Source organism: Actinomadura kijaniata (assembly GCF_014138665.1).
GTDB lineage: Bacteria > Actinomycetota > Actinomycetes > Streptosporangiales > Streptosporangiaceae > Spirillospora > Spirillospora kijaniata.
On the sequence record NZ_JACJIA010000017.1, the window covers coordinates 148,630 to 156,885 of the forward strand.

Consider the following 8,256-nt stretch of genomic DNA (forward strand, 5'->3'; position numbering starts at 1 on the left):
CGCCGTCCGGTCGGGCGTCAGACGCGCTCGATGATGGTGGCGTTGGCCTGGCCGCCGCCCTCGCACATCGTCTGCAGCCCGTACCGGGCGCCGGTGCGCTCCAGCTCGTGCAGCAGCTTGGTCATCAGGATGCCGCCGGTGGCGCCCAGCGGGTGGCCCAGGGCGATCGCGCCGCCGTTGGGGTTGGTCTTCTCCAGCGAGGCGCCGGTGTCGTGCGCCCACGCCATCGGGACCGGCGCGAACGCCTCGTTGACCTCGAACACGTCGATGTCGTCGACCTTCAGGCCGCTCTTGGCCAGCGCCTTCTCGGTCGCCGGAATCGGGCCGGTCAGCATGTACACCGGGTCCGAGCCGCACACCGCCAGGGTGTGGACGCGGGCGCGCGGGGTGAGGTTGTGCCGCTTGACGGCCTCCTCGGAGGCGATCAGCAGCGCGGAGGAGCCGATGGAGATCTGCGAGGCCACCGCGGCGGTGATCACGCCGTCCGGGCGCAGCGCGTTGAGCCCGGCCATCTTCTCCAGGGTGGTGTCGGGGCGGGCGCCCTCGTCCTTGGACACCCCGGCGATGGGGGCGATCTCGCGGTCGAAGTACCCGGCCTCGATCGCCTTGGCGGCGCGCCGGTGGCTCTCCAGCGCGAACCTCTCCAGGTCCTCGCGGGTGTAGCCCCACTTCTGCGCCATCAGCTCGGCGCCGCGGAACTGGGAGATCTCCTGGGTGCCGTACCGCTCGGCCCAGCCCTCGCCGTAGGGGAAGTCGAGCCCCTGCACGATGCTGGCGCCCATCGGGACCTTGGCCATCTGCTCGACGCCGGCGGCCACCACCAGGTCCTGGGTGCCCGACAGGACGGCCTGCGCGGCGAAGTGGATCGCCTGCTGGGAGGAGCCGCACTGGCGGTCGATGGTCACGCCGGGCACGCTCTCGGGCAGCCCCGCCGACAGCCACGCGGTGCGCGCGATGTCCAGCGACTGCGGGCCGACCTGCATGACGCAGCCCATGATGACGTCCTCGACCGCCGCCGGGTCCACGCCGGTGCGGTTGACGAGCTCCTTGAGCACGTGGGCCCCGAGGTCGGCGGGGTGGACGTCCTTCAGGCCGCCCTTCTTGGTACCGACGGGGGTACGGACCGCGCCGACGATGTACGCCTCGGCCACTACGCCTCCAAAAGCAGGGGTTAGGGGTTCCGTCCCGAAACCGAGTGAGATTCGGTCAGTCAGTATGAGATTACATCGCGCCGGGCGCAACGCCTCATGTGACCCTGGTCTCGATCGCCCGCCAGGCTAGCGGCCCATCCCCCACCAGCGAAAACGCCTGTTCAGTGCGCGAGTTCAGTGCGCGAGTTCAGTGCTCGGGTTCAGTGCTTGGCGTGCCGCCCGCCGCCGACCCCCCGGTCCGAGCCCCCGTCGGGGACAGGGGCCGCGTGCACCTCGCGGCCGTCGGCGTCGTCGCCGAGCGTCTCGTGCGCGAGCCTGGCCAGCAGCGAGGCCAGCTCCGGATGCTCGTCGGGCGACCACCCCTCCAGGTGCTCGGCCAGCGCCCGCGCCCGCGCCTCGAACAGCAGCTCGGCGGTGGCCTCCCCGGTCTCGGTGACGACCAGGTCCCCGCCGTCCCGCCGCACGAACCCGGCGTTCACCAGCCGGTCGACGTAGGGGCGGCCCTGCGCGACCGTCACCCCGGCGCGTTCGGCCAGCTCGGTCCCGCTCACGCGCCCGTCCCGCGCGATCCGGCACAGCGCCCACGTGCTGCCGGTCGGCAGGTTCACGCCCGCCAGCGCGCCGAGCCGCGAGTACAGCTCCATGGCCTTGGCGTCCCTGCGCATCAGCGCGCTCAACGCGCGTTCCACCTCGTGCCGCGAGGAACGGTAGCCGGGTCCGCCGATCCCCTCGCCGAGGTCGGGGGCCTTCGCCGCGCCCCGCAGCGGCGTCTCCCGCAGGAACCACGTCAGCACCGCCGCGACGATCGCGACCGGCACCGCCCACAGGAACACCGTGTGGATGGCCTCCGAGTAGGCGTGCAGGATGTCGGCGCGGGCCCGCGCCGGGAGCCGTTCCATCAGCGCGGGGTTCGCCTGCACCGCCGAGGCGTCGAAGTTCGCCGGGACCCCGCCCCTGCGGACCAGGTCGGTCATGTTCTCGGCGAGCCGGTTGGCGAACACCGACCCGAACACCGCCACCCCGAACGACCCGCCGATCTGCCGGAAGAACGTCACCCCCGACGTCGCCGCGCCCAGGTCCTCGTAGCGCGCCCGGTTCTGCACCGCGATCACCAGCACCTGCATGACCAGGCCGATCCCGAAGCCCAGCAGCGCGAACTTCAGGCTCATCGCCAGCGTGGTGGACCGCTCGTCCATCCGCGACAGCAGGTACAGCGCGGCCGCCACGATCGGCGTGCCCACGATCGGGAAGATCCGGTACCGCCCGGTCCGGCTGATCAGCTGCCCCGACCCGATCGAGGCGACCAGCATCCCGACCATCATCGGCAGCAGGTGCACCCCCGACATCGTCGGCGTCACCCCGTGCACGACCTGGAGGAACAGCGGCAGGAACGTCATCGCCCCGAACATCGCGAAGCCGATCACGAACCCGATCGACGACGACAGCGCGAACACCTGGTCGCGGAACAGCCGCAACGGCATGATCGGCTCGGCCGCGCGGGCCTCCGCCGCCACCCACGCCACGATCAGCACGACCGCCAGCGCCCCCAGCCCGAGGATCTGCGGCGACAGCCACGCGTACTCGGTGCCGCCCCAGGTCGTCATCAGCACCAGCGCCACCGACCAGCCGACCACCAGCAGCGCGCCCGCCCAGTCGATCGAGTGGCGGTGCCGTTCCGACGGCGCGCGCAGCACGATCGCGACCACCACCAGCGCCAGCACGCCCAGCGGCAGGTTGATGTAGAAGACCCAGTGCCAGGACAGGTTGTCGACGAACCATCCGCCCAGCAGCGGCCCGCACACGCTCGACACCCCGAACACCGCGCCGAACAGCCCCTGGTAGCGGCCCCGGTCCCGGGGCGGGACGACGTCCCCCACGATCGCGACGACCAGCACCATCAGCCCGCCGCCGCCCAGCCCCTGGATCGCGCGGAACGCGATGAGCTGCGTCATGTCCCCGGCGAGCCCGCACAGCGCCGACCCCACCAGGAAGATCACGATCGAGAGCTGGAACAGCGGCTTGCGCCCGTACTGGTCCCCCAGCTTCCCCCACAGCGGTGTGGAGGCCGTGGAGGACAGCAGGTACGCGGTGACGACCCACGACAGGTGGTTGAGCCCCCCGAGGTCGCTGACGATCGTCGGCAGCGCCGTCGACACGATCGTCTGGTCCAGCGCCGCCAGCAGCATCGTCAGCATGAGCGCGCCGAGAACGACGGCCAGCTCTCTCCCCTTGGGCATCCGCGGTGCCTTCGGCACGCTCTCCACGCTCATCCCACGCTCCCCCCGCGCGTCCGACGCAGGGGAGATCTACCCGCTCGTCCGCGGAAGATCACCCGGGGCGCCTACCCTGGCGTTGAGGCGGCACCCTCCCCCCGAACGAAGGTGACCCATGGAAGGCATCATCCTGCTCGTCGTCGTCGCGCTGCTGGCGGCGTTCTGCGTCCGCTGGGCCGCCACCCGTCTGCGGCTGCCCGCCCCGACCCGCATGGCCGTCATCATCGTCTTCACACTGGTCGTGCTCGCCTGGTGGGGGCAGAGCATGTGAGACCAAGGGATTTTTCGGGCACCATCGCGAACTTTCTCTTCCGCGAGCGAGTCATAACCAAGGAAACCGGCTCCCTTACCCCCGCTCGACGTCCCGCCCCGGCCAGACGGGCCCGACGGCGCGCCGACGAGTGTTTCCCCGCACCGAGGAGCCGACGAGCCGAGGGAGAGCAGCAGTGCCGCATCCGGCTACCACCACCCCCGGGACCGGCGGCGCCATCGCCCCTCATCTGCGACGGCTGCTGGACTTCGTCGAGCCGACCGCCGAGGACGTCTGCCTGGACGTGGCCCGCGGCACCGGCCCGATGCCCGCCGCCCTGGCCCCCCAGGTCCGCCGGGTCGCCTCCGTCGACGCCCTGCCGCCCCCGGAGCTCCGCCGCGATCCCGGCCGCACGCCGACGGTGACGTTCGGCACCGGCCCGGTCCGCATCTCCGGCGACATCGATCCCCGCCCGTACGTCTCGCACCCGGACTCGGTCCGCCCCGTGCGCCGCGGGACCCCCGACGCCGCCACGGTCCGCGCCGAGGCGACCCGCCTGCCGTACCTCGACGACTCCTTCTCGCTGGTGACCACCCGCTTCTCGCTCTACAGCCTGGGCGACCAGCGCCGCGTCCTGCGCGAGCTGCTGCGGGTGACCCGCCCCGGCGGCCGTCTGATCATCGCCGACCTGGTCCGCGGCAACCTCACCGGTCCCGACCGCGACCGCCTGGAACGCCTGCGCGACCCCGACCACCCCGGTCTGCTGTCCATCGCGGCCCTCACCGACCTGATCACCTCCTGCGGCGCGAGCGTCCGCCGCCTGGACGTCTTCACGGTGGAGCGCCCGATCGAACCCTGGCTGGCGGGCATCCGCGACGAACTGGCCGCCGAGCAGATCCGCGCCGAGCTCCTGGACGAGGTGGACGGCGGTCCCAAGACCGGGGCCAAGCCGAGGATCATCGGGGGCGAGCTGTGGTTCACCCAGTCCTGGGCCCACGTCGCCGCCGAACCCATCTGACCTCCCTCCCACGGACGGTCCGTCCCGCTTGCAAACAGCATATTTGCAAGCGCACCGGCATGCGTTCGTGTGTGCGATGAGACCCGCCCCCTGCCCGGCCGCACCAGCCGGGGAGTCCAGATGCGCGTTCCACCAGGGACGCGTGGCACGGCCACGCTCGTCGCGGTCCTGCTCGCCACCGGATGCGGCCTGCTGAACCGCCCCCGAAGAAGGCCAAGGAGGCCCACCCGGTCTTCGACAGCACCCACGCGCGCCTTGAGACGCAGCAGGTGAAGCGGTACCCGGACCGTTCGGTGCCGCGCTTCCACGTGGTGATGTACCTGGTCGACCCGGTGGGCCGCAAGCTCCACCAGGCCCTGCACGACGGTTCGGCCCGTTCCCCAACGGCCCCATCAGGTGAAGGTCAGGACCCGAGACCGGGGACCTCCACCACGGACCGGAACGCCCAGTTCCGCCACGCGAACCCGTGGTCGGCCAGCACCAGCGTGCTCCAGCCGCCGCCGAGGCAGTAGGGCCCGCCGTGCAGAGCGCCGACCAGTTCCCGCCACCAGTCGTGGTCCTCGTGCTTGAGCAGCTGGGAGGCGTCGGCGACGACGACGCACTCCCGCCGCGAGACCGGCCGGTCGCCCAGGGCGTCCAGGAAATCGCCCCAGCCCCGCGCCGCCGGATACGGCAGTTGCAGCGCGGCGACGATCTGGTCGACGGCCTTGGCGACGGTCGTGCAGGCCGAGCCCAGCACCATCCGCGCCCCGACGTAGGAGACGGTGCCCCCGAACGCGACGTCCAGCGCGAGGTCGAGCCGCTGGATGAACTCGTCCACCTCGGGCCCGGACACCTCCAGGGCCATCATCTTCCCGCGTTCGCCGACCACCCGCTCGACGAGCGCGCCGATGCGGTCACCGTGACCGGCGCGTCCCGAGTCTTCGACCATGGTTCATTGTGCGGGCGCCCGGCCGGAGGGGCGACGGGTTTTCGCGCCCCGCACGGCTCATCCGACCCGGCGGGAACGGGCCAGGGCCAGCCCGCCCAGAACCGTTCCGGCCAGCCCCACCAGCAGGGCCACATAGGCCCCGCCCAGCCCGTTGCCGGTGCCGAGACCGCCGTCGGCGGTCGCCGCGACCAGCCCTCCGAGGGCCATGCCGAACACCCCCGCCGCCACGGCCACGGCGGCCCCGTTCCGCCCGGAACCGGTGCGCCGGGCGGAACGGACCAGGGCCCGCACACCGATGACCAGACCGAGCAACCCCGCCAGCGCGGCGACGATGGCTCCCACCCGCCCGGCGCTCATGTCGTAGACACCGGCGGCGACCGGCTGGGCCGAGACCCGCGCGGCCGCCGGTGCGGCGAGACCGACCCCGCCGACCAGAGCGGCTGTGACGGCGATGACCAGATGACGGACGGACACGACGTGCTCCTTCGCTACGGCTGAACGTCACTCGATGATGGCCGCCGACCCCGCCCCCGGTCGTTCCACAGGCGCAGGCAATCCGTACTGCCACGGCCGGAGCATCCGGTCGCCGCCACTGCCACGACCACCGCACTCCTACCGCGTGCGTAGTAGACCGCCACTCGATCGCGGGCAGGAGTCGTCCGCCGCGGCACCCCGTTAGGGTTCGCGACATGGGTACGGGATGGTCCGGTATGCGGGCCGGTGTCAGGGACTGCGTGATCGCCGCCGGTGTGACGGCGATGCTGCTGGTCGTCGGGTTGTCCGAGGGCAACCCCGCCACGGGTCTCGACCCGCTCGGCTACGCGCTGCTGGCGGCCGGCGGTCTGGCGCTGGTCGCGCGCCGCCGGGCCCCGGCCCCCGTCCTGTTCGCCACCGGCCTGTGCGCCGTGGGCTACCAGGCGGCCGGTCTGGACGTGCCCGCCGTCGCGTTCCTGTTCGCGGTGTACGCGGCCGTACGGGAGGGACACCGGGCCATCACGCTGGCGGCCAGCGTGATGGTGCTGGCGGCCCTTCCACTGGCGACGCTGCTCTCCCCGCACGACTGGCCCGCGAGCGAGGCGTTCGCGCACAGCCAGGGCGCCCTGGAACTGGGCTGGCTGGTCGCCGCCGCCGCCGCGGGCGAGGCGCTGCGGCAGGCCGAGCGCCGGGCCGACGAGGCCGAACGCACCCGGGAGGAGACCGCGCGGCGCCGGGCCAGCGAGGTACGGCTGCACATCGCGCGGGAACTGCACGACTCCCTCACCCACCAGATCTCGATCATCAAGGTGCAGGCCGGCGTCGCCGTCCACACGGCCCGCAGACGCGGCGAGCAGGTCCCGGAGACGATGCTGGCGATTCAGGAGGCCGCCCGGGAGGCGACCCGCGAGCTCCGCGCGACCCTGGAGACACTGCGCGACGACCACACCACCCCGCCACGCGGGCTCGACCACGTGCCGGAGCTGGTGGAACAGGCCCGTTCGATCGGCCTGGACGCGACGTTGACGGTCGAGGGACAGCGGCACGACGTGCCCGCCGCGGTGGAGCGGACCGCCTACCGGATCATCCAGGAGTCCCTGACCAACGTGGCCCGCCACGCGGCCGCCACCGCCGCGTCGATCCGGATCGACTACCTCCCGGACACCCTCACCGTCCGCATCGACGACGACGGCGAAGCCACCCCCGACGCCGCCCCGACACCCGGCGTCGGGCTCCTGGGAATGCGCGAACGCGTCACCGCCCTCGGCGGCCGCCTGCTCGCCGAACCGCGCAGCGAGGGCGGCTTCACCGTCCAGGCCGAACTCCCCGTGAACGGAACATCATGATCCGCGTCCTGCTGGTCGACGACCAGCCACTGATCCGCCGCGGGTTCCGCGCGCTCCTCGACCTGGAGGACGACATCGAGGTGGTGGCCGAGGCCGCCGACGGCCACGAGGGTCTGGCGCTGGCCAGGGAACACCTGCCCGACATCGCGCTCATCGACGTGCAGATGCCGGTCATGGACGGCATCGAGACGACCCGCCGCATCGCCGCCGACCCGACCCTCGCCCGGACGCACGTCGTCATCCTGACCAACTACGGCTTCGACGAACACGTCTTCAACGCGTTGCGCGCCGGCGCGGCCGGATTCCTCGTCAAGGACATCGAGCCGGAGGACTTCCTGCACTCCGTGCGCGTCGCCGCACGCGGCGACGCCCTGCTCGCGCCGTCCATCACCCGCAAGCTGATCGATCGGTACATCACCCGGACACCCCACCCCGGCGCCGACACGGCGCTGAAGGAACTGACCAACCGCGAACGCGAGGCCGTCGCCCTGGTCGCCCAGGGCCTGTCCAACGAACAGATCGCCGACCGCATGGTGATCAGCCCGCTGACCGCGAAGACCCACATCCACCGGGCCATGACCAAACTCCACGCCCGCGACCGCGCCCAGCTCGTCGTCCTGGCCTACCAGTCCGGCCTGGTGATCCCGGGCGACTCCTGATCTCCCTCCCGATGACCATGGAATCTCGGTGAGATCCCAATGTCAGCGGCCACCGAGCAACCCCAGAAATGAGAAAAGGCCCCGCCGGTAACGGCGGGGCCTTTCCTAATATGAGTCCGGCGGCGTCCTACTCTCCCACACAGTCTCCCATGCA

General features: G+C 72.0%; 8 protein-coding genes. 4 read left to right on the forward strand and 4 right to left on the reverse strand.

What is annotated here, in order from left to right:
- Positions 1 to 17 precede the first annotated feature (17 nt).
- Both HNR61_RS41495 and HNR61_RS41500 read right to left on the reverse strand, forming a co-directional pair.
- On the reverse strand, positions 18 to 1,151 hold the full coding sequence (locus tag HNR61_RS41495; RefSeq protein WP_182848622.1) for an acetyl-CoA C-acetyltransferase: 1,134 nt from the start codon (positions 1,149 to 1,151) through the stop codon (positions 18 to 20).
- 200 nt (positions 1,152 to 1,351) lie between these two features.
- Positions 1,352 to 3,421: an MFS transporter gene (locus tag HNR61_RS41500; protein ID WP_246444872.1), complete on the reverse strand. Its 2,070-nt coding sequence runs from the start codon at positions 3,419 to 3,421 to the stop codon at positions 1,352 to 1,354.
- Between the two features lie 118 nt (positions 3,422 to 3,539).
- Here HNR61_RS41500 and HNR61_RS41505 point away from each other — a divergent pair, with 118 nt between their 5' ends.
- Together HNR61_RS41505 and HNR61_RS41510 are read left to right on the forward strand one after the other, a co-directional pair.
- Positions 3,540 to 3,695, forward strand: coding sequence for a hypothetical protein (locus tag HNR61_RS41505; RefSeq protein WP_169814131.1), 156 nt, complete (start codon positions 3,540 to 3,542; stop codon positions 3,693 to 3,695).
- A 175-nt stretch (positions 3,696 to 3,870) separates the two neighbouring features.
- The gene (locus HNR61_RS41510) at positions 3,871 to 4,692 is read left to right on the forward strand and encodes a class I SAM-dependent methyltransferase (protein ID WP_182848623.1); all 822 of its coding nucleotides are present in this window, start codon (positions 3,871 to 3,873) and stop codon (positions 4,690 to 4,692) included.
- Positions 4,693 to 5,095: 403 nt separating this feature from the next.
- Here the strand turns inward: HNR61_RS41510 and HNR61_RS41515 are convergent, their stop codons facing one another.
- Complete coding sequence (locus HNR61_RS41515) at positions 5,096 to 5,623, reverse strand: hypothetical protein (protein WP_182848624.1); 528 nt, start codon at positions 5,621 to 5,623, stop codon at positions 5,096 to 5,098.
- Between the two features lie 57 nt (positions 5,624 to 5,680).
- Positions 5,681 to 6,097 carry a DUF6223 family protein gene (locus HNR61_RS41520; protein ID WP_182848625.1) on the reverse strand — a complete coding sequence of 139 codons (417 nt, stop codon included), beginning with the start codon at positions 6,095 to 6,097 and terminating at the stop codon, positions 5,681 to 5,683.
- A 215-nt stretch (positions 6,098 to 6,312) separates the two neighbouring features.
- Between HNR61_RS41520 and HNR61_RS41525 the strand changes: the two genes are divergently transcribed.
- Both HNR61_RS41525 and HNR61_RS41530 read left to right on the forward strand, forming a co-directional pair.
- Positions 6,313 to 7,443, forward strand: a complete 1,131-nt coding sequence (locus HNR61_RS41525; RefSeq protein ID WP_182848626.1) for a sensor histidine kinase — start codon at positions 6,313 to 6,315, stop codon at positions 7,441 to 7,443.
- Positions 7,440 to 8,102 carry a response regulator gene (locus HNR61_RS41530; protein WP_182848627.1) on the forward strand — a complete coding sequence of 221 codons (663 nt, stop codon included), beginning with the start codon at positions 7,440 to 7,442 and terminating at the stop codon, positions 8,100 to 8,102. Before HNR61_RS41525 ends, HNR61_RS41530 begins: the two co-directional genes overlap by 4 nt.
- The last annotated feature ends 154 nt before the right edge of the window (positions 8,103 to 8,256 follow it).

Excerpts from the sequence above, each read along its gene's own strand:
- HNR61_RS41500 (WP_246444872.1), bottom strand. The coding sequence starts at position 3,421 with ATGAGCGTGGAGAGCGTGCCGAAGGCACCGCGGATGCCCAAGGGGAGA.
- HNR61_RS41525 (WP_182848626.1), top strand. The coding sequence starts at position 6,313 with ATGGGTACGGGATGGTCCGGTATGCGGGCCGGTGTCAGGGACTGCGTG.
- HNR61_RS41515 (WP_182848624.1), bottom strand. The coding sequence starts at position 5,623 with ATGGTCGAAGACTCGGGACGCGCCGGTCACGGTGACCGCATCGGCGCG.
- HNR61_RS41505 (WP_169814131.1), top strand. The coding sequence starts at position 3,540 with ATGGAAGGCATCATCCTGCTCGTCGTCGTCGCGCTGCTGGCGGCGTTC.
- HNR61_RS41530 (WP_182848627.1), top strand. The coding sequence starts at position 7,440 with ATGATCCGCGTCCTGCTGGTCGACGACCAGCCACTGATCCGCCGCGGG.